This is a genomic window from Nocardioides pelophilus, assembly GCF_014180685.1.
In the GTDB taxonomy this organism is placed as follows: domain Bacteria; phylum Actinomycetota; class Actinomycetes; order Propionibacteriales; family Nocardioidaceae; genus Nocardioides; species Nocardioides pelophilus.
Window position 1 is genome coordinate 15,600 of the sequence record NZ_JACEHF010000019.1, and the last position, 26,361, is coordinate 41,960.

At 67.7% G+C, this 26,361-nt stretch carries 25 protein-coding genes; 12 read left to right on the forward strand and 13 right to left on the reverse strand.

What is annotated here, in order from left to right:
• Nucleotides 1-32: 32 nt before the first annotated feature.
• Nucleotides 33-566 carry a hypothetical protein gene (locus H0488_RS06105; protein WP_183098397.1) on the reverse strand — a complete coding sequence of 178 codons (534 nt, stop codon included), beginning with the start codon at nucleotides 564-566 and terminating at the stop codon, nucleotides 33-35.
• A 1,035-nt stretch (nucleotides 567-1,601) separates the two neighbouring features.
• On the opposite strand from H0488_RS06105, the gene H0488_RS06110 reads away from it, so the two are divergent.
• Nucleotides 1,602-2,099, forward strand: a complete 498-nt coding sequence (locus H0488_RS06110) for a hypothetical protein (RefSeq protein WP_183098398.1) — start codon at nucleotides 1,602-1,604, stop codon at nucleotides 2,097-2,099.
• A gap of 473 nt (nucleotides 2,100-2,572) precedes the next feature.
• Nucleotides 2,573-4,282 carry a hypothetical protein gene (locus H0488_RS06115; RefSeq protein WP_183098399.1) on the forward strand — a complete coding sequence of 570 codons (1,710 nt, stop codon included), beginning with the start codon at nucleotides 2,573-2,575 and terminating at the stop codon, nucleotides 4,280-4,282.
• 1,180 nt (nucleotides 4,283-5,462) lie between these two features.
• Here H0488_RS06115 and H0488_RS06120 read toward each other — a convergent pair.
• The 4 genes from H0488_RS06120 to H0488_RS06135 all read right to left on the reverse strand — a co-directional run bounded on the left by H0488_RS06120 (nucleotide 5,463) and on the right by H0488_RS06135 (nucleotide 9,912).
• Nucleotides 5,463-5,618 carry a hypothetical protein gene (locus tag H0488_RS06120; RefSeq protein ID WP_183098400.1) on the reverse strand — a complete coding sequence of 52 codons (156 nt, stop codon included), beginning with the start codon at nucleotides 5,616-5,618 and terminating at the stop codon, nucleotides 5,463-5,465.
• A gap of 247 nt (nucleotides 5,619-5,865) precedes the next feature.
• Nucleotides 5,866-6,975 (reverse strand): tyrosine-type recombinase/integrase, encoded by a 1,110-nt coding sequence (locus H0488_RS06125; RefSeq protein ID WP_183098401.1) that lies wholly within the window; start codon nucleotides 6,973-6,975, stop codon nucleotides 5,866-5,868.
• Nucleotides 6,976-7,189: 214 nt separating this feature from the next.
• Entirely contained in the window at nucleotides 7,190-8,455 is a 1,266-nt protein-coding gene (locus tag H0488_RS06130) for an IS481 family transposase (protein WP_246371521.1), read from the reverse strand.
• Between the two features lie 311 nt (nucleotides 8,456-8,766).
• Entirely contained in the window at nucleotides 8,767-9,912 is a 1,146-nt protein-coding gene (locus H0488_RS06135; RefSeq protein ID WP_220794249.1) for a YVTN family beta-propeller repeat protein, read from the reverse strand.
• A 271-nt stretch (nucleotides 9,913-10,183) separates the two neighbouring features.
• Here H0488_RS06135 and H0488_RS06140 point away from each other — a divergent pair, with 271 nt between their 5' ends.
• Nucleotides 10,184-10,741 (forward strand): class I SAM-dependent methyltransferase, encoded by a 558-nt coding sequence (locus H0488_RS06140; RefSeq protein ID WP_183098402.1) that lies wholly within the window; start codon nucleotides 10,184-10,186, stop codon nucleotides 10,739-10,741.
• A gap of 30 nt (nucleotides 10,742-10,771) precedes the next feature.
• Here the strand turns inward: H0488_RS06140 and H0488_RS06145 are convergent, their stop codons facing one another.
• The 8 genes from H0488_RS06145 to H0488_RS06180 all read right to left on the reverse strand — a co-directional run bounded on the left by H0488_RS06145 (nucleotide 10,772) and on the right by H0488_RS06180 (nucleotide 17,152).
• The gene (locus H0488_RS06145; RefSeq protein ID WP_183098417.1) at nucleotides 10,772-11,719 is read right to left on the reverse strand and encodes an ATP-binding cassette domain-containing protein; all 948 of its coding nucleotides are present in this window, start codon (nucleotides 11,717-11,719) and stop codon (nucleotides 10,772-10,774) included.
• Nucleotides 11,716-12,813 carry an ABC transporter permease gene (locus H0488_RS06150; RefSeq protein WP_312856232.1) on the reverse strand — a complete coding sequence of 366 codons (1,098 nt, stop codon included), beginning with the start codon at nucleotides 12,811-12,813 and terminating at the stop codon, nucleotides 11,716-11,718. Before H0488_RS06150 ends, H0488_RS06145 begins: the two co-directional genes overlap by 4 nt.
• Nucleotides 12,814-12,884: 71 nt before the next feature.
• Complete coding sequence (locus tag H0488_RS06155; RefSeq protein ID WP_183098404.1) at nucleotides 12,885-14,006, reverse strand: ABC transporter permease; 1,122 nt, start codon at nucleotides 14,004-14,006, stop codon at nucleotides 12,885-12,887.
• Between the two features lie 41 nt (nucleotides 14,007-14,047).
• A complete protein-coding gene (locus H0488_RS06160) occupies nucleotides 14,048-14,365 on the reverse strand; it encodes a hypothetical protein (RefSeq protein ID WP_183098422.1) in 318 nt (105 codons plus the stop codon).
• Nucleotides 14,362-14,607: a YgaP family membrane protein gene (locus H0488_RS06165; RefSeq protein WP_183098405.1), complete on the reverse strand. Its 246-nt coding sequence runs from the start codon at nucleotides 14,605-14,607 to the stop codon at nucleotides 14,362-14,364. The genes H0488_RS06160 and H0488_RS06165 overlap by 4 nt, the downstream gene beginning before the upstream one ends.
• A gap of 233 nt (nucleotides 14,608-14,840) precedes the next feature.
• On the reverse strand, nucleotides 14,841-15,299 hold the full coding sequence (locus H0488_RS23605; RefSeq protein WP_220794250.1) for a hypothetical protein: 459 nt from the start codon (nucleotides 15,297-15,299) through the stop codon (nucleotides 14,841-14,843).
• Nucleotides 15,300-15,301: 2 nt separating this feature from the next.
• Nucleotides 15,302-16,846: a multicopper oxidase family protein gene (locus H0488_RS06175; RefSeq protein WP_183098406.1), complete on the reverse strand. Its 1,545-nt coding sequence runs from the start codon at nucleotides 16,844-16,846 to the stop codon at nucleotides 15,302-15,304.
• A gap of 60 nt (nucleotides 16,847-16,906) precedes the next feature.
• Nucleotides 16,907-17,152, reverse strand: coding sequence for an SHOCT domain-containing protein (locus tag H0488_RS06180; RefSeq protein ID WP_220794251.1), 246 nt, complete (start codon nucleotides 17,150-17,152; stop codon nucleotides 16,907-16,909).
• A gap of 153 nt (nucleotides 17,153-17,305) precedes the next feature.
• Here H0488_RS06180 and H0488_RS06185 point away from each other — a divergent pair, with 153 nt between their 5' ends.
• From H0488_RS06185 to H0488_RS06225, 9 genes are all read left to right on the forward strand, one after another.
• Nucleotides 17,306-18,073 carry a response regulator gene (locus H0488_RS06185; protein WP_446685604.1) on the forward strand — a complete coding sequence of 256 codons (768 nt, stop codon included), beginning with the start codon at nucleotides 17,306-17,308 and terminating at the stop codon, nucleotides 18,071-18,073.
• Nucleotides 18,070-19,194 carry a sensor histidine kinase gene (locus H0488_RS06190; protein ID WP_312856233.1) on the forward strand — a complete coding sequence of 375 codons (1,125 nt, stop codon included), beginning with the start codon at nucleotides 18,070-18,072 and terminating at the stop codon, nucleotides 19,192-19,194. The genes H0488_RS06185 and H0488_RS06190 overlap by 4 nt, the downstream gene beginning before the upstream one ends.
• Nucleotides 19,195-19,325: 131 nt before the next feature.
• Nucleotides 19,326-19,652 carry a glutaredoxin gene (locus H0488_RS06195; RefSeq protein ID WP_183098407.1) on the forward strand — a complete coding sequence of 109 codons (327 nt, stop codon included), beginning with the start codon at nucleotides 19,326-19,328 and terminating at the stop codon, nucleotides 19,650-19,652.
• A complete protein-coding gene (locus H0488_RS06200; protein ID WP_183098408.1) occupies nucleotides 19,645-20,589 on the forward strand; it encodes a cytochrome c biogenesis CcdA family protein in 945 nt (314 codons plus the stop codon). Before H0488_RS06195 ends, H0488_RS06200 begins: the two co-directional genes overlap by 8 nt.
• A gap of 22 nt (nucleotides 20,590-20,611) precedes the next feature.
• Nucleotides 20,612-21,235, forward strand: coding sequence for a peroxiredoxin family protein (locus H0488_RS06205; protein WP_183098409.1), 624 nt, complete (start codon nucleotides 20,612-20,614; stop codon nucleotides 21,233-21,235).
• 131 nt (nucleotides 21,236-21,366) lie between these two features.
• Nucleotides 21,367-21,651, forward strand: coding sequence for a metal-sensitive transcriptional regulator (locus tag H0488_RS06210; RefSeq protein ID WP_183098410.1), 285 nt, complete (start codon nucleotides 21,367-21,369; stop codon nucleotides 21,649-21,651).
• Between the two features lie 191 nt (nucleotides 21,652-21,842).
• Nucleotides 21,843-22,058, forward strand: coding sequence for a heavy-metal-associated domain-containing protein (locus H0488_RS06215; protein ID WP_183098411.1), 216 nt, complete (start codon nucleotides 21,843-21,845; stop codon nucleotides 22,056-22,058).
• 47 nt (nucleotides 22,059-22,105) lie between these two features.
• Complete coding sequence (locus tag H0488_RS06220) at nucleotides 22,106-24,445, forward strand: heavy metal translocating P-type ATPase (RefSeq protein WP_183098412.1); 2,340 nt, start codon at nucleotides 22,106-22,108, stop codon at nucleotides 24,443-24,445.
• Nucleotides 24,442-26,361, forward strand: a 1,920-nt coding sequence (locus H0488_RS06225) for a heavy metal translocating P-type ATPase (protein ID WP_183098413.1), incomplete at its 3' end; no start/stop codon positions are given. The genes H0488_RS06220 and H0488_RS06225, both read left to right, overlap by 4 nt.

Genomic DNA, 26,361 nt, shown 5'->3' on the forward strand with positions numbered 1-26,361 from the left:
GGCGGCCGAGCGGCGTGGAGACAGGCAGCGGTTTACGCTGCCAGCATCTCCCTCAGTCGCGCCGCGAGGGAGCGGCGCCTCGATTCCGAGTCGCGGCGTTGGGCGACCGGGTCTCGGCGGGCTGCGCGCTCGAGGTCGAAGCCGAGCGCTGCGGCACGGTCGTCGTGGAACCAGGTCAGACCGGCCATCAGCGCGACCATGATGTGCTCGTTGCGTCGAGCCTTGGCCAGCATCAGTCCCATCCGGGGAGAGGTTGGGCTCTCGATCAATCGATCGATCACCATACGGACACCGGGCAGTTCGGCTTGGGTGAGTCGCCACGCCGAGACGACGGCCTGATCGTGGTCAGGCAGACGCAGTTGTTGAACCTCGATCCGGCCACTTAGTCGGGTGTACCAGCGCATCTGCAGCGCACCAACCAGGTCGACATCATCCTCGAAGGCTTCCCAGAGCCCGGGAACTCGGGAGGGAATCGCGCCGTCACAACGACGGTCCATCTCCTCGATCGAGGCCTGGAGCACGCGGTACCGCTGGCGGTAGTGAGATTCTCGCATCGGCTTCTCCATTGCGCACAGGGTCGGGTGGCACTTCAAAGTAGGCGGCGCGCCCATCGATCCGTGAGGCGGACGAGCCGATGCAACCAAGGATTTACACCCACCGGTCGTTGGATCTAGGAACGTCACATAAGTGTTCATGACACGACGATTTGGCCGTGTCCCACGTCATAGCTCCGGATCGCGGCCAGTCCTTCGCGTCCGCGTCACACCGACCCCGCGGTCGTCCGGGTCCTCGTTCCTGCCATCACCGAGGGAGCGGAGTGACACATGCCGCGCCCAGGGTCATTGTGCGAAGGCCGCTGGATGGCAGATCACGAGACCTGAGAGCAGCCGTTTTACGAGCGTGACGCTGTTGTGGAACATGGACGGGGAACCCTGGTCGGATGTTCCTCAGGATCCGCACCCGATTGCCCGACACCCCCGGAGCCCTCGCCACGTTGACCCGGTGCATGGGCGCTGCGGAGGTGAACAGTGGCATGAAATCGCGGCAAGCATCTGGGGAGGCAACTCTCCCCTCGCCTCAGCGCGCCTCGGCCATCTCGCTCGTACTGGCAGCCGCCGCGCGTACCGACGACAAACTACGCGCGCGCCACGACGCCCACGAACAGGGCGGATTCAAGCGGTCGTCGCAACACCTCGATGATGGAGGTGCTTGTGGGAAGGCCAGCTGGAAGCGGAGACTCCGAAGTCCTTGGCGACCTGCGCGATCGAGGAATCAGACTCGCGGTAGACCCGAATCACGTCCTGGCGGAACTCCTTGGAAAACGGCTTCGGCACGATGCACATCCTTCCAGCGCCGGCACACATCGACGCAGATTAGATGTCACCTATCCGTGCAGCAGACCCCTGCGGACTACAACCCGATTCGCGGAATCACGGCGCGATCCTGGCGGCGCACCGCGCGATAGGCCGCCCGGAGTGGGCACTCCTGCCGGATGGCGGTCGAGGTCGGACAAACATTCGCAGCACGTTGATGCTCACGCGACGTGCCGAGTTCGCGGAAGGTTTGCTGACAACCGGGACGTCACCCGCGACGGTGATTCAGTGAGCGATCTGAGTCTCGCGTGCGTCATCGTGCTGGCCAGCGCGATGGTTCTATCGGGATGCTCCAGCGAGGTTGATCCATCGGACGGCCATGCTGAGCCGACCAGCGCGGCGGCTTCCGGAACCGCCGGGCCGCCTCCGGTTCAAAACGTTGATGCGCGAGGGCGTTGGCACCTCCGCATGGCCGAGGTGAATGGACACAACATCCTCGTGCCAGGCACTTTGCGCGCGACCTTGAAGGTCCGTTTCAAGGAGACTCTCGCCCAGACTGCCTGCGCTGCCGGAACGTTCGGTCCTCTTCACGTTAGTGAGGAAACGGTGTCGCTGATGACCGTGACTGAGCCGTCGGTGAACATTACGTGTCGGCCGAAGAAGTCCCCGCTCTCGCCAAGCGAATACTTCGACGCCCTCAACCTCGTCGACCGCGCCGAGCTAACGTCAGAGAACCTTGTTCTCATGGGTCCCGAGGTCGTGCTCACGTTCTCCCGGAGCAAGTAGACGAGCTACCTCGTCTCACCTCACGACTTCTCTAGTCGAATGCTCAAGCCGCCTGCTACTGCCGCCCGGCGTGCTCGCGGAGCTGCACGCTACTGCCGCGCTGCAGCGAACGCGTGCATTGCGACGCCGTGCGTTCAGCGCCCCGATCCGTAAGGGTCCAGGGCGCACGGATCAACTACCGTCCGGATGTCGAAACCTTCGGCTCGACCGATCGCTCGAAAAGGAGAGCAAGTAGGGCTTTGTCCAGTGCGCGGTTGAGTCCCGGGGTGACCTCGCCTCGTAGCCCGCGGCAAATGAGTCGAGGTAGTGCTCGAATCTTCACGATGGGAGCGTGCCTCCCGTTGATCGATTCGCGCCCGTGCAGGCAGTCTGCGCCCTAGACTCCCGAACGATTCGCCAGCCAGCGTCATGAGCGAACATCCATGGGACGCGCGCTGCAGGCGACCGAGGTCCAGAGGCACCAGGAGATTGCGATGCACACGAAGGTCGTGACGGTCGTCGGGGTTCTTCTTGCTCTCGCGATCTCGCCCGCGATGCCTGTGAGCACAGCGATCGGTGCCCAAGCGGGAGTGACCTACACCTGGGCCGGGGCAGGCGACGCGTCATCGTGGGCGTCGCCGGGAAACTGGTTGCCCACCGGAGTTCCCGGTCCGACAGATGAGGCGATTATCGATGGCTCAGTCGAGGTCGATATCGGCGGCGACATCGAGGTAGGTGGGCTCCATTTAGGGCCGGAGACGTCTCTCTATGGAACGGACCACGCGACCCGGACCGCTTACACGCTAACGGTTCTCGATGAGTTGTCCTGGAACGGCGCCGAGGTCAGGACCGGCCTTACGGTCGCCAGCGGCGCCGTGGGCAGCATTGACGGCGACCCTCTCTATTTTCCGGACGAAGAGTCCGTCCCGTTGTCGATCGACGGCTCGGTCGAGCTCACCGGCGCGCTCAAGCTTCGCGCCCACGTCGACGTCGGCACCAGCGGACACCTCGATCTCAACGCAGCCCACGTCTACCGCGTCTGTGATTGTTTCGATCCGCTGCTCACGATTGACGGACGTCTCTCAGCGTCAGAAGGAACCTCGCAGATCGTGACCGACGGAGCGTGGAACGGGGAAGTCTCTGTCACGCCGGAAGCCAACCTGATTGTCCGCCAGTCATCGACCGCGACCGGCACCTTCAGCGGTCGAGGAACCTTCACCCTTCTGGGCACGATGTCGCTCGCCGACGACATCAACATCACCGACGGGACTCGTCTCAGGCTCGGCGACGGCGGTTTGAACTCAGGCATCATGGTCGGCGCTGGAGATGTGCACGGCACCGGCGTCATCGAGCTGGCCGAAGGCGGATGGTTAGCGACCTCCGTCCTTGATCCCGCGATCACGTTCTTGTCAAACGGCGGCTTGATTGGCGATACCGACCACGCCCCAAATGTGGGCTTCCAAGGTGTGGGCCAGCTCACGATCGGCACCACCGCGAAGGTGTTCGCCGGAACCCGCCTATGCATCCACGACGACACCTCCGAACGGCAGCGGCCCACAATCCGAGTCCCGTCGGGCTCAACGTTCGACGTTCGCGGCCGGGTCAACCCCCACAGCTGCCGCGCCGATGACGGACTTCTAGTTGGCGTCCCGGGCTCGCTGCTCACGTTCACGCGCCTGGCGTTGGTCGACGCGGCGCAGCTTCACGGCACTGTGGATCTCAACGAGACCGGCATGCTGAAGGCCAAGCGGATCGACATCGACGGTGCCGAGGTGGAGGCTAGCGGCCGCAGGACACTCATCCAGGCTGCCAGGGAACTGACCGGCCGCCCTTCGTGCATCCGCGCTCCCGGATTTGTGCCGGTGTACTCCGCGACGGCATTGAACCTGCGTCGGTTCCCAGAGGCGCCGGCCTCTTGCCTGACCAACAACCCCAAGGTTCTCCTAGACCGCACAGTGTCGGGCCGGCAGAGCGTCCGGCTGGGGCGGGACCCGGGAAACGTCATGTCCGGTCTAGTGCGGGTGAAGATCACCCGGGCAAGCGAGCGCGCAACTATCACCATCGGCGGCACCCGGTTCGAACTGTCTGAGAGCGGAAAGGCTCGCGGATTCCTCATCGTGCCTGCAAACGCGCGGCTAGAGGTGAGAGTCCCCGCCGGCCGAGCGCATGTTCGGTTGACACGGAGCGGCTGGTACTTGCGGTAATCGCGCAGGAACTCTTTCCTTCAGCCCGAACGAGGGTCGGCCCGACCACGAGCGACAACTGTGCGCGCGCCGCCGCAGTTCGGCACGAGAGTGCGGCTATCTGCCGAACCGCGTTCGTTCAAACCAAGAGGTTGATCAGGTGGAACAGCGATCCCGCGGACGACCGGGCATCGCCGCGATCCTCTTTCCTGCCGTATGCGCGGCGGTGCTGCTGATGGTCGGACCCTTCATCGGGTGGCCCGCCGCAGGGGGCCTGGTGGTGATCTTCTCTGTCAGCGCGGTCGCAGCCCTAGTACGCCCGATTCGATTCCCCTCGAATGGCTACGGGAAGCCCGGGTGGTGGGAGATTCCGCTGCTGATGCTGTGCCTCGCGCTGTACGGCGCGGGTCACTACTACTCAATCGCGCGAACCGCTCTCGTCCCTGATTCCCATGTTCCTCGGCTACTGGTCTGTCTCGACGCTCCTGCACGCGCAACGTCTTCGGAGGTATGCGGCCGCGGATGTCTCAGCGGATTCCGATTCGTCGTCATAGCGACCGCTATTGCCGCTGCGAGAGCTTTACTCGTCGAGTAGACGTCGAGTCGGTGGCAGCGGCCGCCGGCGGCGGTTCGACCGAACTGGATCGGGAACGTAGCGCACCGCGTCGCACCGCAGGCAGCGCTCGGCCGTATCGGCTCCGCGTCTGATCGACAGGTGCAACTCGGTCAACACCCAGACGTGCTCGATGCAGTCGGTGTCGTCGTCCAATCCCACCCAGCCACGATAGGAGCGCAGTTGGCTGAGCTCCACCGGATCGGCGCTCTGCGGGCTGGCAGGCGGCGTTCCCCTCGGCCACGCCCATGTGGCCCCGGGAGGAACCCTCGAAACCACGAGCCCAGTCCGGACCGTCATCCTGATTTGGGCTGTTCACCTTCGAGACCTAGCGTCGTTTCACGTGAAGGAGTCGTCGAACCCGGGGTGCGAGGTCTGCGGGGCGCCAACCCAGGAACTCACCGTTCCTCTGGACCCCAGTGGTCAAGACCCCGCGCTGACTCACACTCGAATCGCGGTCTGCACAAGCCTGCTCTGCTCGACCAACCTGTGGGACTACCTCGCGTAAACTTTCCGACAACGCTCAATCCGCGGCAGTGAGTGCCTGCGGCGCGGAGCGACTGCCGACCGGACCCTTCGAGGTTGCGTCTAATCCTGTCGCGCAACCTTGTCTCGGGCGCGCTCAATCTTCTGCGCCGTCTCCTCGATCGCGACGGCTTCTTCTGATTCCTCCGCAGCTTCACTTGCATCGAGTGCCTCGAAGATGGCCTCGGCTCGCTGTGCTGGGTCCTGTTTAGGGCTCATCGGCGCACTGTAAGCGAGGCGGATGAACGGTCAACCCCCACCGGAAGACCCACATCCGAGGTGAGACACCTTGACTAGTGCACGCGGGGCGGCGGTCGGCGTCTGACAACGCTCACCTCGGCAATAGAGGGCGGGCTGGCGGCGCTCCGACGCCGGAACTTCTGGTGATCGTGGGTTACCGAGGTGCCGATCTAGATGCGCCTAGACAGGCTGGTCCTTCTAGGTTGCGCGACGGTCCGGCGGGTCGTCAGGGTTGGCGATTTTGGATGAGGGTAAGGGCGTCGAGGTTGCGTTGGTCGGTGTCGGGGAGGGTGTGGAGGTACTTCTGGGTGGTTTGGATCTGGGAGTGCCCCATGCGTTCCATCACGGACTTCAGGTCGGCGCCACCGGCGAGCAGCCAGGAGGCGTGGGCGTGGCGGAGGTCGTGGACCCGAACGGCGAAGTCGATCCCGGATGCTTTGACGGCGGGGAGCCAGATGCGGGTGCGGAAGGTGTTCCGAGAGATCGGGGTACCTGCTCGGGTGGCGAAGAGCAGGTCGTCGTGGCTGATGTCGTTGGTCTGGATGTGCTGGGCGATGGCGTCGAGCCAGGCTTGACGCACTCCGAACGTGCGGGGCTCGTTGTCCTTGGGGTAGGGCTTGATCAGGTAGCGCTGGCCGGTGGGGGAGTGGGTCTTGGAGACCTCCACGATGGTCTCCTCCACGGTGAGGGATCGGCGGAGGAAGTCGATGTGCCGGGGCTTTAACGCGACGAGCTCGCCCCACCGCAGCCCGGCCTCGATGAGGGTCTCGACCATCAGCCGGTGCTGGTCGGGGATCGCGCCCAGGAGGCGGGTGTATTCGTCGGGGGTGAGGGTGCGGGCCTTGCGGGTGATCACCTTGGGCAGCTCGGTGTGGTCGCACGGGTTGTGCACCAGGACCCGGTCTTTGACGGCGCGGGCGAAGATCGAGGACAGCATCACGTGGTACTTGCGGATCGATCTCGGTGAGAGCCCGGCGTCCTTGGCCTCGGTGACCCAGTCCTGGACCAGGCTGGGGGAGATGCGGTTCAACTTGCGGTGGCCAAAGTAGGGGTAGAAGTGCTTGTTCAAATACGAGATGTACGCGGCCCGGGTGGAGGCCTCGACATGCTTGTTCGGCAGCCACTCGCCCTCTACGTAGTCGCGGAAGGTGACCTCACCCAGAGTGGTGTCGTGCCAGGCCCCGGCCAGCACTTTTTGTTCCTCACGGTTCGCCGCACGAAGCGCGTCGCGGCGGGTGGAGAAAGTGCCCGCGGATCGGAGCCGTCCGTCGGGGTCGCGGTAGCCGCCGCGATATCGGGTGCCCTTCGCGCCGTGTCGTTCAACCACCCATGCCATGTAAGCCTCCCGAGTCGCCTGTGAGCCATTTGTGAGCAGACCGTGCCCGGATCTGGATGGACGATCTCGGACGAGCCTGGAACCGAAACTGGCCTCTGACCTGGGACTTTACCTTGATTCAACGCTCAACGCACCCGTCCGTTGTTGGCCGCAAGGTCTCTCATAACCCAGAGGTCGCAGGTTCAAATCCTGCCCCCGCTACTGATGTGATGTCTCAAGACATCGCGGACAACGGACCTACGGAAACGTAGGTCCGTTGCTGTTTTTCGGGTCTGGTCGGGTCTGGTCGGGTTGGTCCGGGTGGTCGTCCGATGGGTTGGTAGTCGCGGTTTGGGTCGAGGACGAGTTCGCGGAGGAGTTCGCCGGTGGCGGTGTCGACGATGCGGATGTTGAGGTCTTGGACCAGGAGCCGGACGTAGGTTCCGGCGTAGGTCCGTCCTATGCCGATGTGGTGCAGCCGGCCGTTGTGGCGCAGGGTCACGGACCCGGTCTTGCTGACCCGGTCGTCGCGGACGCGGTCGTGGGTGTCGGTGCTGCGGTCGCCGGGGGTGGCTTTCGGGCGGGCGGCGTAGGCGGCTGTTGGTGTCGAGCGGTGGGGCAGGGAGCGGTGCGGGCGCTGGGTGTTGTACTCGATGGCGAAGCGGTCCAGCAGTGTCTGGATCTCGGCGATGGTGGTGGGCTGGTCGGGTTGGGCGCGCAGCCACTTCTTCAGGGTCTGCTGGAAGCGTTCGACCTTGCCGCAGGTGGTGGGGTGGTTGGGGCGGGAGTTCTTCTGGGTGATCCCGAGGCGTCGGAGTTCGACCTCGAGCTTGGTCTTGCCGCCGCGGCCGCCGGCGAACCGGACGGTGTAGACCATGCCGTTGTCGGTCAGCGTGGAGGCGGGATAGCCGTGCTGGGCTGCGGTTTCGGTGAAGGTGGTCAGCACGATCGGGGCGGTGATGCGGACGTGGGCGCTGATGTGGAGCGCCATGCGGGAGTGGTCGTCGAGCCAGGTGATGATCTCTACGTCGATCCCGGGCGTGCCGTCGGGACGTGAGAGCCGGTAGTGGGTGAAGTCGGATTGCCAGGTCTCGTTCGGTTGCTCTGCTTCGAAGCGGAGGTAGGAGGACTTGGGTCGCTTGGAGGGGTCCGGGATGACCTGGCTGTTGCGGACCAGGATCCGGTGGACCGTGGCCCGTGAGATCGCCAGCTGGTGGTGGTGTTCGAGGTGCCAGCGCACGGTGTCCGCGCCGGCGTCGTGGCCGGCCTCGGTCAGCTCCTTGCGGAGCCGCAGCACCAGCTCGACGGTCTCGGGCGAGGTCGCGTTCGGGGTGGTGTGCGGACGGCGGGAGCGGGGCTCGAATGCGGCCTCGCCGTCGTCGCGATAGCGGGCGAGGAGCTCATAGATCCAGGACCGGGCGACCCCGTAGGCCAGGGCGACCTCGGCGACTGGCCGGTGCTCGACAACGACAGCGGTGATGACCAGACGGGCCTTTGACATGGCCGCACGCTGGCGGCCCGCTGTCTCCTATGTCCTGAGACATGCTGTCCGGGATGTCCTGAGACATCTGTCCGGTATGTCCTGAGCCAGAACACTGCCCCCGCTACTGAGAAGTGGCCTCTGGCCTGCGGAAACGCAGGTCAGAGGCCACTCGCATTTTGAACCGTTTCTGCTTATGTCGCGGATTGATGACCCAAAAACTCGGCGGATGCTGGCCCAGCGTGGCGAACGGCGCGGTGATGGCTGGCTATGTCCACTCCGATGCCTGGGTCTGAGTCAGCCGCACTGAGGCGGCGTCGCCTTCCAGAGGATCAGTGACCGTCCTGGTGGCCGTCTCCGTGATCGTTTTCGATCTCGTCGGCGGGCACTTCGGGATCCCTGGGAAGGTCGAGCGTGACGCTGCCGTCTTCGGCGTCGTTTGGGAGCGGGGAGAAGCTCACGCCGTTGGGCTTGTCTCCCACGGGGATCCGGGCCACGACCTCGAGCTCCTGGAGGTCCAGGACGGCGACGTCGTCCCCGTCGATGTTGGTGATGTAGGCGTGCCGGCTGGAGGGGTCGACGACGACGCCGTGGGAGCCCTGCCCGGTCTCGACGGTTGCGGTCACGGTGAACGTCTTGGTGTCGATCACTGAGACCGTGGTCCCGGGAGAGTCTTCGGTGCCCTGGTTGGCGACGAGGAGGTAGCGGTTGTCGCCGCTGACGTACGTCTGGATGGGGCCGTCTCCGACTGCGACCGTGCCGATCAGCTTGCGCGTCGTCATGTCGACCTTGGCGACGGTGGCCTCGCCGTTCAGGGAGGCGTAGACGAACCGGCCGTCGGGGGAGAAGGCGACTTGCGCGGGGGCCTTCCCGACTTCGATGTCTGTGACCAGCTGGTTGGTTCGGGTGTCGATGACGCTGAGCGTGGTGTCGGCGACGTTCGCCACGACAAGCCAGCGGCCGTCCGGGCTGGGTCGGAGGCCGTGCGGGCCCTGGCCCACCTTGATGGTGTCGGTGGCCTTCATCGTGGACGCGTCAATGACGGAGACGGTGTCGTCTGCGCCGTTTGTGGTGTACGCGGTGGCCCCGTCCGGGGAGACCACGACATGGGCTGGCGCGGAGCCGGTTGGAACCACGCCGTGCAGATCCAGGCTCCCGGCGGACAGCATGGCGGCGTATCCGTCGTGGCCACTGACCGTCCACACCGAAGCACCGTCGGGAGACGCCTGGACGTTGTGCGGCCCTTCGACGCCGGCGACGGTGGTCACGACCCGGTTGGTGGCGGCGTCGATCGCCGTGAGCGAGTCGCCGCCCTCGTTGGCGATCCAGACGGTGCCCTCCACCATGCCGCGGTGGCCGGCGAGAGCGGCCGCCCTCGAGTCCTCGTCGGCGCGGTCGTCATAGCCGTTGAGCACCGCCAGGCCACCCGCGGTGGCAAGCACGGCCAACGCACCGGCGGAGAGAGCAACGACGCGCATGCGCCGGCTCCACCCGTGCCGATCCTTCGGGAACTGCGCAGAAGCCGCATCGGGACCGGTGCAGGATGTTGAGCTCATGGGCGAACCTTTCGTATAGACGGAGTCGGCCCGGTGGGGACCCCGCCATCACCCTCGCCGCTTGACCCGGACGGATCGCCGGTGGTTTCGATGAAGGACCGATGAAGGCCGATCACGTGACTGGACAGGGGTCGAGCCGCATAGTCAGATCGAGGTGGGAGACCGCCCGCGTGCATGAAGGAAGGACTCGACGGTGAACCTGATCCATCGCGTCTACTGCCGATCCCGGATCTGGCGCGCCCACGTGAGGGCACTGCTGCCATGGGCGTTGGACGGCATCTCCCTCGAGCGGTCGGCCGTTCTGGAGCTGGGGCCGGGTCCCGGGCTGACTACAGACTGGCTGGTGCCGCGGGTGGGCTCGTTGACGTGCGTGGAGTACGACGAAGCTGATGCCTCGGCGCTCGCGCGAAGACATCCCGGGGTGGTCGTGCAACGTGGTGACGCGACGGCGCTCCCCTTCGAGTCCGGGTCGTTCGACGCGGTGGTCTGCTTCACGATGTTGCATCATCTTGCCTCGTTCGCGGCGCAGGAGCGCCTGTACGCCGAGGCTGCCCGGGTCTTGCGCCCGAATGGCCTGTTTGCGGGCTCGGACAGCCGCTGGGGTCCCCTCTTCGCGCTGGCGCACATCGGCGACACCTGCACCTTGGTCGACCCGGAAGCATTACCGGCACGGCTGGAAGTTGGCGGCTTCGGTCATGCCGAGACCGACACCCGACGGGACGCGTTCCGGTTCCGGGCGCAAGTCAACTGACGACGACTGCCGGCCCTGCGGCAGCACTGCCTAGTTGGAGGCCAGCCGTGGGGTGAATCGCTCGGGCTGGGTGACAAATTCCCGTCGGCAGGCGTCCGAGCAGAACCACCACTGCTCGCCGTGCCAGCTTGCGTGGGGTCCGTTCGGCTCGACCTGCATGCGGCAGACGGGATCGACGGCGAGTGCGGCGACGGGCTGGAATTGCCCGTCCTCCAGCCAGAGCACGCGGTCGGCGATCTCCCGGAGTCGATCGTCGTGGCTGACGATGACGATCGAGCGGCCGTCCTCGTCGGCGAGCTGGCGCAGCAGCCGGGCGAGGTCTCGACCTCGGGATGCGTCGAGGTTGGCGGTGGGTTCGTCCGCGAGCAGAACGGGTGGGTCGTTGGCGAGCGCGCGTGCGACGGCGACGCGTTGTTGTTCGCCGCCGGACATCTGGGAGGGCCGCGCCGCTGCCCGGTGGGCAAGGCCGACGCGCTCGAGCAGCTCGCGGGCGCGCTCGTGTGCAGCTGGACCAGTGGTGCCGGCGAGATTGGCGGCAACTGCGATGTTCTCGGTGGCGGTGAGTGCGTCGAGCAGGGCGTAGTCCTGGAAGATGAACCCGAAGGTGCGCGACCGCAGCGAGGGAAGCCTTTTCTCGCGCGCCGCGGCGACGTCCACGTCGACGCCGTCACGGCTGGTTACGGTGATGGAGCCTGCGCTCGGACGCAGCAGTGCGCCGAGCATCAGCAGCAGGGTGGTCTTGCCCGATCCGGACGGTCCCATCACGAGGAGCACCTCGCCGGCGGCGAGGTCGAGGTCGACCGCTCGCACGGCATCCACGGCCGTGTCGCCTGACCCGTACGTCTTCGTGAGCCCTCGAACGGTCAGCACCCCGGGCCTGGTCGATTCACCGTGGGGCCTGTTGTCGCCAGACGACGGAAGCACCGGATCGGGGACCGGGGCGGTACCGGGGGTGGTGGGGGCGTTGTTGGTATTCATCGTGTCTCCCGGAAGGCGGTTGCCGCGTCGAGCGCGGCAATGCGGCGCAGCGGCCACAGGGCGGCGATGAGGCCGACCAGGAGCGCTGTGGTGGTGGTCTGTGCGACGGCGGCGGTGGTGATGGAGATCTGGACCGCTGGCGCAGCGAGTGGCAGCAACCAGGCCAGCGCCAGCGCGGCTGTGGTGGCGACTGTGGAGGCGAGTACGACGGTGAGCAGCACCTGCGTCGCTACCGCTGCCGCGAGCCGAGGTGTGCGGGCGCCGAGGGCCTTAAGGACGGCGAACTCCCGCAACCTGTTCAAGGTGGCTGTCATCAGTCCCAGGGCGATGACGGCGAGCGCGATGACGAGGCCGATGGAGGACATCAGCCGGAGCAGGTCGGCGCTCATGTCGGTGACGATGCGGGCTTCGGAGTCGGCGAACTGCTCGCGGGTCTGCGCCGTGACGCCACCGACTTCGGCCTCGATCCGGTCCGTGACCGCTTCTGGGTCGGCGCCTGCGTCCAGCCCGGTGAGGACGTACGAAACGCGGTCGTCGTGGATCCGGGCGAACTCGCTGAGCTCGACGAAGACGGTGGTGTTGGTGATGCTGCTGCCGCCGGTGGAGAAGCCGACAGCGCGCAGGGACGTGCCCATGACCGTGAACTGGTCGCCGAGCTGGACTCCGAGCTGGTCGGCTGCCTGCTCGTCCAAGATGGCTTCGCCGGCGGCGGGTGCTCGGCCGGCCACCAGGGCTGTGGGGCCGCCCCGGCCGGTGCGGGTGTCGTAGCCGATGAGGTAGGACAGCTGCCGGCCATGTGGTCCGGCCACCGAGCCGGAGGCGAACGCGATGGGAGCGGCCCAGGCAACTCCCGGTATGTCGGCTACGCGCTCGGGGGTGTCCGCGGGTAGGGACGAGGCAGACATGTGCATGGTGCGTACGCCTTCCTGGGAGACGAACACGTCGGCCGGGGAGGTGCGGATGTAGTAGGTGACGCGGTCGACGGCTCCGGCGAAGATGCCGCCGAGGACGAGGACCAGGAGCAGGGACGCGGCCACGCCGAGGACGGTCAGCGTGGCGCGGCGGCGGTCGGCGAACAGGAAGCGGCGCCCCACGGGCACGGCTCTCGTCGCAAGGGCGCGTCGTGGCTGATCAGATCGCGGCGGAGTCGGGTGCGTGGTGGTGGTCATCGTCCGCTCCGGAATGCGGAAGCTGCGTCGAGCCGGTTGAGTCGGCGTGCCGGTAGCCACGCGGCGACTAGCGCCATCGTGGCCGCTGCGGCGGCGGTCTGAGCGATGGTGCCGGGGGTGAGCAGCACCGGGAACGCGGGTCGCCACCAGGCGAGGAGTTCCCGGGTGATGATCAGCAGGACGATCGCGGCCAGTGTGCCGAGCACCGTCAAGGCCACGGTCTCGGTCACCGCGATTCGGCGAAGCCGGCCGGGGGTGGCGCCGAGGGCCTTGAGGACGCCCAGGTCCCGCTGTTGTTCGGTGACCCGGGTGTAGGCCACCAGCGCGACGATCAGGGTGCCGGCTGCGAAGGCCACGCCCACCATGAGTCGTACCGGCGATCCGTAGATGTCGGTGGCCAGTCGCAGGGATGCCTCACGCAGTTCGGCAGGAGTGCGCACGGTGTACCCCTCGTCACGCAACTGCGCTGCGACGGCATCGGGTTCCGCGGTAGTGACCAGCACCGCTCCCGTGGTGCCGGTAGCTCGCAGCATCTGGTCCATCCCGGCCGTGGTGGTGAACAGCAGCGGGGTCATGAACAGGGCGGTGTCGTCGGTGAGGCCGACCACCCGCATCGGGTGTCCGAGGATGGGCAGCCGATCGCCGATGGCGAAGTCGTGTTGTTCGGCCCACAAGGCATCGATGGCCACCTCGTCGGGGGCTTCAGGGGCACGGCCGTCGGTGAAGGCCCACGGACCGCCGAGGCCGCTGCCGGGTTCGTAGGCGACCGCGGCCACGGCAGCCTTGCCGTGGGACAACTCCAGGATCTGGTACATGGTGCGCAGCGGCGCGGCTCCTGTCACGCCGGGGGTCTGGGCGATGGCGTCCACGGCCGGTGCGGGCAGAGCGCCGGGGTCAGCGAACAGGTTGCGCGTTCCGGCGGGCACCACGACCAGGTCGGCACCGAGGTGGTCGTCGTAGGTGGTGACGCGGTCCTGGACGCCGACCCAGAGTCCGGCCAGCAGCAGCATCAGCATCAGGGCGAGCCCGATCCCGGCGGCTCCGGCAGCGGTGCGGACCGGACGCGTCGTGAGAAACCGGCGCGTGACCGGAACCGATGCTCCGCTGCGGCCCTTCATGTCGGCTCACATCCTTGACTGAGCGTGGCTCGACGCTCGTCCTACTTGTGGCCGTGACCGCCGTGCCCGCCGCCGGGCATGGCGAACATCATGGCCGCCATCATCGCGGTGCACAGCAGGGCGGTGACGATGATGCCGGAACCTGCTACGCCGGTGAGGACGAGCAGGCCTGCGATCGCCAGCATCGGGATGCAGCAGATGATCATCATCAGCCCGTGACCACCGTGCGCCCCGTGAGCACCGCCGCCGGGCTCCTGCTCGGCGTGCTGGGCCTCAGTGGGGGCCGAGGATTCCTGCGGGTACGTCCATGGCTGAGAATCGCGGAGGTGTTCTCGGTCCATGCCGTTCGGGGTGCTCATGACGTCCTTCCCTTCAGGGATGCGGGCACGTGCCCGAGCCTGCCGTAGAGGGGGCAGTGTCCGAGCGCGCCAGTGACGACCAGGTCGAGGCCGGCCAGCACCAGCAGCAGCTCGAGGACGACCACCAAGGTGGAAGCCGCACTGCCCAGCAAGAACACGCCGGCGATCGCGGCGAGGCTACCGATGGCGACGCGAGCGACGCGTTCGGCGGGGGTGATGTTGATGCTCCAACGGTTACTCATGACTTCCTCCAACTTCGGTGGACCGCTGATTCCAGGTCCACTTCGATGGTCTCGCCCGCGAGTGAAGGTGAGCGGCGCCGTCTTGTGAAGGTTCGCTGAAGAACGCTGCGCCAGTGTTCGGATGTGCCACCGGGCTGTGAGATCAAGTAGCCGCTCACATGCAGGTAGGTCTGCACCACGGCGACTGCGGTGTCCATGGCCGCCTCCGCCGTACCCTCGGTATCGGCTGAGTGTCAGTCGTGGTGGCCCTCGTGCTCGTCGGGGCCTGGGGTTCGCACCGGGGTACGGTCGCGGTCTGGGCTCGGGTCGTCGTTGCTGATGGCGGGGCCGATGACGAAGGCCGAGAGCGAGAACATCAGCGTGAACACGGCCAACGCGAGGGTGGGTGCCTTCCAGGTGCCGAAGCGCCGATAGAGGCGCCGCAGAAGGGGCAGGGAAAGGACCAGGCCCAGCACGGCGAACAGGATGTTGCCGGTCGCGCCGGTCACCAGTACCGCCCCGCCGAGGAGCCCGACGTGGTGCAGCAGGTGGGGAAGCAGGCCCATGATGCCGCCGACCACGGCGGTCACCGCACTCCAGACGGTGGCCAGGAGGCCCCGACGCTGGGGGGTTTCGTCGGCCGTGTCGTCGGCGCTGGGCTCGTCGAGGCGGTCGTTCGCTACCTCCCCGGAGGCCGCGTGAGGGTCGGACATCGTCACTCCTGTGCCTGGTAGGAAAGCGTGGTCATCATGCCGGTCTCGGCGTGGTAGATGTTGTGGCAGTGGGTCGCCCACTGACCTGGGTTATCGGATTCGAACTCGACGTCGAGGGTCGCCATGGGGCGCACGATGACGGTGTCCTTGCGCGCGCCGCCGCTCGTCAGGGCGAAGGTGTGGCCGTGTACATGCATGGGGTGGAACATCATCGACTGGTTGACGAAGCGCAGCCGGACCCGCTCACCGCGGGTCAACGGCAACGGGTCGGCGTCCGGGAAGGCTTTGCCGTTGATGGTCCAACGGTAGGGCGCCATGGAGCCGCCAAGAACCAGGCTGTGGCTGCGGTCGGCCGACCGCCGGTCCAGACGGACCGACTCGGCCGTCGACAGGCCGGTCCCGAGCAGTGCCTTGCCCGACAACTCGCTGACCTGGACATCGCCAGTGGGTGGGCGACCGGCGCCGGACCGGATCACGGCCAGCGCTCGTCCTTGTTTGCCCTCGGCCGAGGCGACCAGCGGGAACACACCCTCGCCCAAGGTGACGGTGGCATCGAAGCGCTCGCCCATCCCGATCAGCAGCGCGTCGGTGGGCATCGGCACGACGGGGAAGCCGTCGCTGTGCGTGACGGTCATGCGATGCCCACCGACGGCGACCCGGAACGCCGTGTCCGAGCCGGCGTTGACGAAGCGGATCCGAACGCGTTGACCCGGCTTCGCCGACAGCGTGGCCGGATCCGCAGGAGTCCGGCCGTTGAGCAAATAGTGCGGGTAGGCGATGTCTCCGGCGCCGCCCAGGAGCGGGGACTGCATGCCTTCGATGCCGTGCATCCCACCCATCGACCCGCCCATCGAGCCGTGGTCCATCCCCTCCATACCCTCCATGTCATGCATGTCGCTCATGGAGCCATCGCCGCCGGCTTGCTGGAGGTCAGCGAGGACCCGGTCCGGAGTACGACCGGTCCCGTCGACCCAGTCGTCTAGGACCACGATCCACTCGACGTCGTACCGTCCCGACTCGTCCGGGTCGTCGACGATCAAGACGCCGTACAGGCCACGGTCCAGCTGGACTCCCGAGTGCGGGTGGTAGAAGTACGTGCCCGGGTGAGGGGCGGCGAACTCGTAGCGGAAGGTCCCTCCGGTGGGGATCGGGTCCTGTGTCAGGCCGGGGACGCCGTCCATGTCGTTGCGCAGTGCGAGGCCGTGCCAGTGCACGCTGGTGGCGACTGGGAGCTGGTTGTCGACATCGACGCGGAGCACGTCGCCGGCGTCGACGCGGAGCAGCGGCCCTGGTGAGGTGTCGCCGTAGGCCCACGTGCTCACGCTCCGGCCGCCAAGGTCGAGGGTGACCGGCTGGGCGGTGAGTCGGGCGGTGACCAGCCGGCCTCCCGGCTTACGGCGTGCCGCCTCCGCCGCGGCCACTGCGTCGGCGAGTGGGCCGACCGTGGTGCTAGTGGTCCGGCTGCAGGAGGCAAGACCTCCGAGGGCGGCCACACCTGCGAGTCCGGCGGCCCCGCGAAGGACGGCGCGACGGGTGATGTCGGACAAGTTGGGCTCCTGACTCAGGTTCGGCGGGGCCGAGATGCGCGAAGCGGAAGGGGCGAGCGGCTAGTGCACCGAGGCGCGCAGCACACTGCTGCGGGCGTGGTACTCGTCTTCGTCGATCTCGCCTCGGGCGAACCGCTCGTCGAGGATCTGCATCGGGTCGCGGCGGTCCGAGGTGGACTCACCGGAGCGCTGCGTGCGGAACAGGGCGAGGACGGCATAGACCACCAGCGCCCAGAACGCGACCATGGCCACGGTCATGACGATCCAACCGCCCCAACCCATGCCGTCGTGATACCAGCCCATCATCGTCCTCAGCTCCTTCGCTTGGCTTGGTGACTTCCACGATTGCCCGGGCACCACTGTGTCCCGGTCGCGTTCATGTGAAGGTTCGCTGAAGAACCTGCCCTCGCCGGTGCTGACCTACGGCTGGCCGGGCAGCGGACTGCCACCATGGCGGGTATGGGCGAGGACGTCATGAACGAGAAGGCCGGCTCACCGGCAGCGAGGACTGCGGGTGGCCGCCCCCGAACCGGTCTCCGGGCGATGGTGGTCGAGGACGAGACGCAACTGGCCGGACTCATCGGCAGCTACCTCGAACGCGACGGCTTCGAGGTCGCGGTGGTTCATGACGGGCTCGAGGCGGTGGAGGCCGCCCGCGCCGTCGACCCGGACGTGGTGGTGCTGGACCTGGGCCTGCCCAGCCTGGACGGGGTGGAGGTCTGTCGGCAGCTGCGCACCTTCTCTGATGCCTACGTGGTGATGCTGACCGCACGCAGCGAGGAGGTCGACACGCTCATCGGGCTCTCGGTGGGGGCTGATGACTACCTGACCAAGCCGTTCAGCCCCCGGATCCTGATGGCTCGGATCCAAGCCATGCTCCGCAGGCCCCGTCCCCTGGGAACCTCGTCCGATGACTTGGAAGGCGCCCGCACCTTCGGTGCCCTGGTCATCGATCCGTTGGGACGCGACGTATGGCTCGAGGGGGAACCAGTGGCGCTGACGCGCACCGAGTTCGACCTCCTCGCCGCCCTGTCCGAGCGGCCGCGGATGGCCTTCAGTCGGCGCCAGCTCATCGACGCCGTCTGGGGGCCGACGTGGGTCGGTGACGAGCACCTGGTCGACGTCCACGTCGGCCACCTGCGCCGCAAACTGGACGACGACGCCACCCGGGCCCGATACATCCGGACCGTCCGTGGCGTCGGCTACCGGATGGGCACAGGGCAGTGACGAGCCCCGCGCTCGCGGCGGACACGAACCGTGCCCGGCCACGGTTCGCCGCTCGGCTCCTGGTCGCTCAGGCCTTGGTGCTGGTGGCCGGTGCGCTGACGACCTGGCTGGTGGCCTCCGTTGTCGGTCCCAGCATCTTCAGCGACCACCTCCAGCAGGCCGGCGACACCCACACCGCCGAGGAGACCCGTCACGTCGAGGAGGCCTTCGCCTCGGCGCTGGTCCTTTCGGTCTCTCTGGCGCTGCTCGCCTCGGTCCTCGCGGCGCTGGCGGTCTCGTGGTACTTCAGCCGCCGGGTGCAGCGGTCGATCGGCGACGTGGCCGCCGCGGCACAGCAGATCGCGGCCGGACGCTACGACGCCCGGGTGCCCGACCCGGGTCTGGGCGGCGAGTTCGCCTCACTTGCACTGACCTACAACCGCCTCGCGGAAAGGCTCGAGGCGACCGAGTCGACCCGGCGCAGCATGCTGGCCGACCTGGCCCACGAGATGCGCACGCCCCTGGCCACGATCGACGCCCACCTCGAGGCCGTCGAGGACGGCGTCCGAGCCTTGGACGATGACACCCTGGGCGTCATCCGCGGCTCGACAGGCCGTCTGCGCCGCCTCGCCGAGGACATGACAGCGGTCTCCCGGGCGGAGGAGGGGCTCGACGTCACGCTGCGGCCGGTGGTCGCCGCTGACGTGGCTGCTGCGGCGGCCGCGATCGCTCGGGACCGGTACGCCGCCAAGGGGGTAGACCTGCGCACGGAGCTCGCCGATGTCGGCCAGGTCCGCGTCGACGTCGACCGGTTCGGACAGGTGCTCGGCAACCTTCTCGACAACGCCCTGCGCCACACTCCCGCGGGCGGGACGGTGACCTTGGGCTGCCGCCGGATCGACCACTGGGTGGAGTACCGCGTCGTCGACACCGGCCAGGGGGTGACGGCGGAGCACCTGCCGCACCTGTTCGACCGGTTCTACCGTGTCGACACCGCCCGCGACCGTGGCCATGGCGGCTCGGGCATCGGGCTGGCCATCGCTCGCGCCCTCGTCGAGGCACATGGCGGTGGGATCTCGGTGACCAGCGCCGGGCCCGGGCTCGGTGCCACGTTCACGGTGCGGCTACCCGTTCTCCGGTAGGGCCTTCGGGCCCGGACATCCGGGACCAACCGATGGGCATCTTCAGCGAACCTTCACACAACCTCGCCGCTTTTCCCCGAGCACCCCGTCGACGCTGGGCCATGTCGAACCAGCGCGCCTGAGGGGAAGCCATGTCATCACCCACGCCGGCATCCGAGCCGGTCCGGATCACCGTCGTGCACAGCGAGGCCTGCCACTTCTGCGAGGACGCGCACCAGGCGCTCACGGCACTCGCAGCCAGCTACCCTCTCGCGCTCGACACCCTGGATGTGCGCAGCGAGGTGGGACAGGCGTTGATGGCACGCCACCGCGCGCCGATGAGCCCACTGGTCCTCCTCGACGACACCTTCTTCAGCAGCGGACGCCTACCACGACGCAAGCTCGAGAAGCTCCTCAAGAGCAGGTACGGCGACGCACCGAACACCGCCGGTGCGGCGACGGAGGCCCACCATGGGTGACCTGCTGACCACGGGCTCGGTGCTCGCCGCCTTCTTCGCCGGAGGCGTCGCCCTGTTCGCACCGTGCTGCATCGTCTTCCTCGCCCCGTCCTACCTCGCGGTAGCGGTGAAGAACCGCCGCTGGCGGTTGCTCCCGCTCACCTTCGTGTTCGCCGCCGGCCTCGCGCTCGTGCTCGTACCGATCACGCTCGGTATGAGCCTGGTCGCCTCCACCATCGCGAACTACCACGCACCGCTGTACTACGCCGGCGGAGCGCTGATGCTCGCGTTGGCGGGACTCAGCCTGTCCGGCCGGATGCTCAGCCTGCCGTCGTTCCTGCGCGCCCCCGACACCGCCCGCGGGGACTCCGCAAGCTTCTTCGCCCTCGGAGTCTTCTCCGGGATCGCCAGCTCCTGCTGCGCGCCGGTCCTCGCCGGTGTGATGACCCTGTCTGCCTTGTCGGGCTCCGCCACCGGCGGAGTGACGCTGGGACTGGCCTACACCTTCGGCATGGTGTTCCCGCTGTTCGTGATGGCCCTTCTCTGGGACCGCTTCCGGCTCGGGGAGCGGCGCATGCTGCGGGCCAAGCCGGTCCGGCTGCGGGTGGCCGGCAAGGTGCTGGCCACCAACACCATCAACCTCGCGGTCGCCGTCGCGTTCACGGTCATGGGCGGCTTCGTCATCTACCTGGCCAACACCGGCCAGATGACCGGCGGTCCGGGGTTCCAGGTCTCCATCGGCAAGGGACTGTCGGAGGTCTTCGGCCGCATCGAGACGTGGGCCGACCCGGTCCCGGAGCCGGTGCTCGGACTCGCGGTGCTGGCCCTCGCCGCAGTGTTCGTCATTGCCACTCTGCGTGACCGACACCGCCCGGACCGCTCGTCCGGCACGGAGCCCGACGAACATCTCGCCTGCCACGCCCCGGCGGCAGACGCTCACCCCGAACACCACCGCTGAACAGGATGCTGGAGGAATAGTCATGTCACACAAGGCCGCCGAGGAATCGCGCAATGACCGCCGCCTGCGCGCCGAACAGGCTGCGCGAGCATCCGGTCGTCGCCGCCGTCTGCGCATCATCATCGGTGCGGTTGGAGCACTGGCTCTGGTCGCCGTGGTCACGGTCATGATGCTCACCTCGCGCCCCGAGTCCTCCGACGCGATCCGCACCGCCCCCGACTTCACCCTCACCGACACCGCCGGAAACCCACACACCCTGGCCCAACACCGCGGCGAGAACGTGCTCCTGTACTTCTCCGAGGGCGCCGGCTGCCAGTCCTGCATCGTCCAGATGGGCGAGATCGAGAAGCAGGCCGACGCCTTGGCACAGGAGGACGTCACCGTGCTGCCTATCGTCATGAACACCCGTGAGCAGATCACCGCCGACATGGCGGCCAACGGGGTCACCACGCCCTTCCTGCTCGACGACGGCACAGTGTCCGAGACCTACGGCACCCTCGGCAAGGGGATGCACGCCGGCCTGCCCGGCCACAGCTTCGTGCTCATCGACAAGCAGGGTCAGCAACGCTGGTACGGCGAGTACCCCTCCATGTGGCTGGCTCCTCAGGACTTGCTCGACCAGGTCCGCAGCAAGCTCGGCGCCTGACCTCGAAGGCAGGCCCTGCCTGATGAAGGTTCCATGAAGGTCTGTCCGACAACCTTGCATACGTACCCCTCCGGGGTATAGTCCGGAGTGACAGAAATACCCCCATTGGGTACATGCGCGAGGAGGTCGGGATGTCTGTCGAACCGGGCTACATCACCGAGAAGCAGGCAGTCCTGACGAGGCTGCGCCGCATCGAGGGCCAGATCCGCGGCCTGCAGCGACTGGTCGACGAGGAGCAGTACTGCATCGACATCCTCACCCAGGTCTCGGCCGCGACCAAGGCCCTCGAGGGTGTCGCGCTGGTTCTCCTCGACCAGCACCTCGAGCACTGTTTGACGCACGCCGCTGACCCTGCCGAGGCCCAGCAGAAGCTCAACGAGGCCTCCGCAGCGATCCGACGACTTGTCCGCTCGTGATCGACCCGTCCAACGAAGGAGTACCGATGCCCACGACCAAGACCAGCCCCGACCTCCAGCTGCTCGACACCTCCGCAGACGGCGGTGGGTGCGGCTGCGGAGGATGCGGCTGCGGATCCACCACCGAGACCAGAAGTTCCACGGGCACCAACACTGAATCGACCGCCACCACCGCAACGAAGGGAAACCAGATGACTACCAACACCTACGCCGTCACCGGCATGACCTGCGGTCACTGCGCCAGCGCCGTCAGCAGCGAGCTCACGAGCCTCGATGGGGTCACCGACGTCACCGTCGACCTCGTCGCCGGCGGCACCTCCTCGGTCACGGTCACCAGCGCCCATCCCCTCGACCAGTCCCAGGTGTCCGCAGCCCTCGACGAGGCCGGCGACTACCAGCTCGCCTGAGCCCCAACTCCCACACCGAACTACCGTCCCTTGCAGGAGGCACAGTCATGACACTCCAGGCCAGCACGCCCGGTGCCCTCAACGACGTCGAGCTCGCCATCGGCGGGATGACCTGTGCCTCCTGCGCCGCCCGTATCGAGAAGAAGCTGAACAAGCTCGACGGCGTCACCGCCACGGTCAACTACGCCACCGAGAAGGCCAAGGTCAGCTACCCGACGACGCTCACCCCCTCCGATCTCGTCACCGTGGTCGAAGCCACCGGCTACACCGCCGCCGTGCCCGCCCCGGTGACCGGCGATGAACACACCACGGCCGAGCCCGAATCGGACGCCCGGGATCGCGAGGCCGCGAGCTGGCGGCAGCGCCTGATCGTCTCCGCCGTGCTCACCGCTCCGGTCCTGGCCATGTCGATGATCCCTGCGCTGCAGTTCGACAACTGGCAGTGGATCTCCCTGACCCTTGCCTCACCCGTCGTGGTCTGGGGCGCCTGGCCGTTCCACCGCGCCGCGGTGACCAACGCCCGCCACGGCGCTGCGACCATGGACACCCTGATCTCCGTCGGAGTCACCGCAGCCTGGCTCTGGTCGCTGTGGGCCCTGCTGTTCACCCACGCCGGAATGACCGGGATGCGGATGCCGTTCGACCTCTTCCCCGACGGCGAGGCGGATGTCCACATCTACCTCGAGGTCGCGGCCGCGGTCACCACCTTCATCATCGCCGGTCGCTACTTCGAGGCCCGTGCCAAGCGCCAGTCCGGTGCCGCGCTGCGCGCCCTGCTCGACATGGGCGCCAAGGACGTCGCCGTACTCCGCGACGGCGCAGAAGTGCGCGTGCCGGTGACCCAGCTGGCGGTCGGGGACCGGTTCCTCGTGCGCCCCGGCGAGAAGATCGCCACCGACGGCGTCGTCGAGGACGGCACGTCGGCCGTCGACGCCTCCATGCTCACCGGAGAACCAGTCCCGGTCGAGGTGGGCCCTGGCGATGTCGTCGTGGGCGCGACCGTGAACGCCGGCGGCCGGCTGGTGGTCCGGGCCACCCGCGTCGGAGCCGACACCCAGCTGGCCCAGATGGCACGGCTGGTCGAGGATGCCCAGAACGGGAAGGCTCAGGTCCAGCGCCTCGCAGACCGGGTGTCGGCGGTCTTCGTTCCCATCGTGATCGCCCTCTCACTGGCCACACTCGCCGGTTGGCTGCTGACCGGCCACAGCGTCACCGCGGCGTTCACCGCCGCAGTGGCGGTCCTGATCATCGCCTGCCCCTGCGCCCTCGGGCTGGCCACACCCACCGCCCTGCTCGTCGGCACCGGCCGCGGCGCCCAGCTCGGCGTGCTCATCAAGGGCCCCGAGGTGCTCGAGTCCACCCGGATCGTCGACACCATCGTCCTGGACAAGACCGGCACCGTGACCACCGGGCGCATGGAGCTGATCGCCGCCGAGCCCGCCGACGGTGTCGACACCGACGACCTGCTCCGGCTGGTCGGCGCCCTCGAGAACGCCTCTGAACACCCCATCGGCCAGGCCATCGCCACCGGCGCCAGCCAACGACTCGACGCGCAGCTGCCCGACGTCCAGGACTTCACCTCGACCCAGGGACTCGGCGTCGCGGGGGTGGTCGAGGGCCATGCGGTCGTGGCGGGTAGGCCCGGCTGGCTCGCCCAGGAGTGGAGCCAGCCCCTCGACCCGCGCCTGGCACACGTGGTCGATGACGCCGAGCGGCAAGGCCAGACTGTGATCGCTGCCGGCTGGGACGGCGTGGCCCGTGGTGTCGTCGTGGTCTCCGACGCCATCAAGCCCACCAGCGCCCAAGCCGTCGCCGAGCTCAAGGAGCTCGGATTGAGGCCCGTGCTGCTCACCGGAGACAACGAACGCGCCGCCCGGGCGGTTGCCGCCCAGATAGGCATCGACGAGGTCATCGCCGAGGTCCTCCCGGCCGACAAGGTCGCCGTCGTCGAACGTCTCCAGCGTGAGGGCCGGACGGTGGCGATGGTCGGGGACGGCGTCAACGACGCCGCCGCACTGGCGACCTCCGACTTGGGTATCGCCATGGGCACCGGCACCGACGTCGCGATCGAGGCCTCCGACCTCACGCTGGTCCGCGGCGACCTCCGCGCCGCCGTCGACGCGATCCGGCTCTCCCGCCGCACCCTGGGCACCATCAAGGGCAACCTGTTCTGGGCCTTCGCCTACAACGTCGCAGCCCTGCCTTTGGCCGCTCTCGGCCTGCTCAACCCTCTCATCGCCGGGGCCGCGATGGCGTTCTCCTCGGTGTTCGTGGTGTCCAACAGCCTGCGGCTGCGCCGGTTCCAGGCCGTCTCCACGCAATCAACCGAGACCCCGCACTCCGACCCGACCAAGACCAACCTTCCCAAGGTGGAGGCACGACGATGACCACGCACCTACACCACACCGGCGACCACGACCACGGCCACGACGCGCGGCGTGACGACGGCGCGACCGCCGTCCTCGAGGTGTCCGGGGTTCAGTGGGCGACCAGCAAGAACGTCGCCGAGGCCGTGCTCTCACGCCAGCCCGGCGTGCTCACCGTCGACGCCAACCCGGTCGCCCAGACCGCCACCGTCACCTACGACCCGCAACGCACCAGCATCAGCGAGCTGCGGGACTGGGTCCGGGAGTGCGGCTTCCACTGCGCCGGGCAGTCCGTCCCCAGCCACGTGTGCGACCCGATGCTCGAACCAGGTCATGCCCACCACGCCGGCCACGCTCAGCAGGTCGCGCATGGTGGCCACGACGCGCACAGCGGCCACACCGGTCAGGCTTCACCGGTCTCATCACCCCACGACGCGATGGGCCACGGCGGACACGGCTCAATGTCGATGGCCGACATGGTCCGCGACATGCGCAACCGATTCCTGGTCGCCCTGCTGCTCGCCGTACCCATCTCGCTCTACTCCCCGATGGGGCGCGACATGCTCGGCTTCGACGCGGCCGCCCCGTTCGGGATGCGCGACGACATCCTCACCCTGATCCTGTCGCTGCCGGTCATCTTCTACTCCGCCTGGATCTTCTTCGACGGTGCCTGGCGGGCACTTCGCGCCAGGACCCTGGACATGATGGTGCTGGTAGCCGTAGCAGTCGGCGCCGGCTGGCTCTACTCCCTCGGGGTCACCCTCACCGGCGGCGGAGAGGTCTTCTACGAGGCCGCGGTCATGCTCACCGCATTCGTGCTGCTCGGCCACTGGTTCGAGATGCGGGCCCGAGGCGGCGCCAACGACGCCATCCGCACCTTGCTGGACCTGGCCCCGCCGATGGCCACCGTGCTCCGCGAGGGCGAACCCGTCGAGCTGCCCACCTCCGAGGTCCAGGTCGACGACCTGCTCCTCGTACGGCCCGGGGCGAAGATCGCCACCGACGGCACCGTCGAAGAGGGCGAGTCCGAAGTCGACGAGTCCATGGTCACCGGCGAGAGCCTCCCGGTGCACAAGGCACCCGGCGACCAGGTCATCGGCGCCACCGTCAACGCCAGCGGCACTCTGCGGGTACGCGCGACCAAGGTGGGTGCCGACACCGCCCTGGCCCAGATCGTCGCCCTCGTGCAGCAGGCCCAGAACTCCAAGGCCCCCGGACAGCGGCTTGCCGACAAAGCCGCGTTCTGGCTGGTCCTGGTCGCCCTGGTCGGAGGAGTCGGAACCTTCCTGGTCTGGCTCGCGGCCGGCGCGAGCGTGCAGACCGCGCTGCTGTTCGCCATCACCGTTGTCGTCATCACCTGCCCCGACGCCCTCGGTCTGGCCACGCCGACAGCGATCATGGTGGGCTCCGGTCTCGGGGCGAAGCGCGGGATCCTGTTCAAGAACGCCACCGCGATCGAGTCCTCTGCGCGCATCGACACCGTCGTGTTCGACAAGACCGGCACGCTGACCAAGGGGGAGCCCGAGGTCACCGAGGTAGTAGTCGGCGACTTCGATCAAAACCGGGCGCTGGCCCTCGCCGGCGCACTCGAACGCGAGTCCGAACATCCGCTCGCCCAAGCCGTCGTACGGTACGTCGACGCCACCGATGTGCCGCGGCTACGTGCGACCGGCTTCCGCAACGTCACCGGCATCGGCGCCCTAGCCGAGGTCGACGGCCACAAGGTCGCCATCGGCAACCGACGCCTCATGGAATCGGAGCGCATCACGATCGGCGACCTCGGGGCGCGGCGCGACGAGATCGCCTCCGGCGGCCGCACGGCAGTCTTCGTCGCCGTCGACGGCCGAGCCGTCGCGGTGATCGGCATCGCCGACGCGGTCCGCGAAACCTCCGCCGCCGCCATCCGTGCTCTCCACAAGGCCGGGATCCGGGGGGCC